The organism is Undibacterium sp. SXout7W (genome assembly GCF_049339385.1).
Taxonomy (GTDB): Bacteria; Pseudomonadota; Gammaproteobacteria; order Burkholderiales; family Burkholderiaceae_D; genus Undibacterium.
In genome coordinates, this window is record NZ_JBMPPF010000050.1 from 1 (window position 1) to 1,486 (window position 1,486).

The 1,486-nt window shown below is 39.4% G+C and carries 2 protein-coding genes; both read left to right on the top strand.

What is annotated here, in order from left to right; genetic code table 11:
- Positions 1–397 precede the first annotated feature (397 nt).
- On the top strand, positions 398–967 hold the full coding sequence (locus tag ACO0LB_RS20405; RefSeq protein WP_423052508.1) for a hypothetical protein: 570 nt from the start codon (positions 398–400) through the stop codon (positions 965–967).
- Positions 968–1,031: 64 nt separating this feature from the next.
- Complete coding sequence (locus ACO0LB_RS20410; protein ID WP_423052510.1) at positions 1,032–1,388, top strand: hypothetical protein; 357 nt, start codon at positions 1,032–1,034, stop codon at positions 1,386–1,388.
- The last annotated feature ends 98 nt before the right edge of the window (positions 1,389–1,486 follow it).

Sequence of the window (1,486 nt, forward strand, 5' to 3'; positions counted from 1 at the left end):
ATTCTGGAATTAAGGGAGACAATATGCTCCATTGATCTTCGGTTAATTCTTCTCTTCGTGTCATGCTCCAAAGTTAACATAATCCGAAAAAAGTTAACAGACCCTATTTATGAAATGAGTTCTAATTCAAAGATGCTTAGGTCATGATGGCGCCCCAAATGGGGAGCATGAACTGGACAATCTTCATCTTGCAATTACTTACTGCAAATCTCTAGACAAAATTGGAAATGGTGATGTTCACTGGCTGAACAAAGATGGAAAAAATTTTCCAGAGATCACAGCCCAATATATTCATAAAGTAGCTACAAAACTTCATAACTTTGGTGGAAATCTACCGCCAAAATTTGAAGATCACCTTATTGCTTTCATTAAAGAAACAAAATCGCACATAGCAACATTGAACTATGACAAGCTGCTCTATAACTCCTTTCTCGATAATGATATTTTTGGACCATACAACAATACATCTTTGGTAGATGGGATGCTTGGTGGTGGTTTTTCATCCGAAGCACTAGAAAGAATGTATGGAAATAACTTCGGATATTATCTGCATTTGCATGGTTCACCGCTCTTCTACAATCACGCAGAATCAGTAAGAAAGTTATCTCGTGAAAATCTCACACTAGATGTGAATGAAGCCAGTGAACATATTGTTTTAACTCATGTTAAGCACAAGCCATCTGTTATTGCTGGTTCAAAAGTTCTGTCAGCATACTGGGATTATCTAAGTTTTGCTCTTTCGGAAGTTGAAGAGATTATATTATTCGGCTATTCGGGGCTGGATAAACATCTGAATGTTTTGCTGAGGCCATATTTGAAATCGGTTCTAATCAGAGTGATTGAATGGAATGGTGCAGATAACCATGCAGGATTCGGCGATCGTCAAGCTTATTGGAATGCAACCTTGGGTCAGAATGTGACATTAAAACACTTCCCGAACATTACCGAATTTACTGATTGGCAATAAGCACCTTCGGGTGCATTTTCTTATCTTGCTAGATGATATTTATTGACCAACAAAAGGAGGGGAAATGTATTTGTTTGCACCACTAGACAAGCATTTTGATAAAGGTTTTGGTGCTGTGGGTGATAGCTTTCAAGATGCCGCTACAGCATTGAAAGAGCAATACAACCGTGGAAGGCTTAATGGCCATCTTCCTATCTGTTACCTTTTTCGGCACTCGATAGAGCTGTTCCTGAAGGGTTCAATCATTATTGTTCATCAAGGTTTGAGGGTTTCATATGGAACAGAACCGTACACAAGTGAACCGAAAATTCCTGTAGATGGAAAATTGAAATCAATCTATGCCATCCATGATATAGATTTACTCTACAAATATTTGTCTAATCTGCTCATTGAAAGTAACCGCCCGGCGAACTCATGTTGACCGAACGACTTTATCGTGGTGAGAATTATTGTACGGTGGCCCAGCGATGCGGGAGCAGTTGGCTAATTTGACTAAACGGTTGTAGCGGCAGCCGTTCC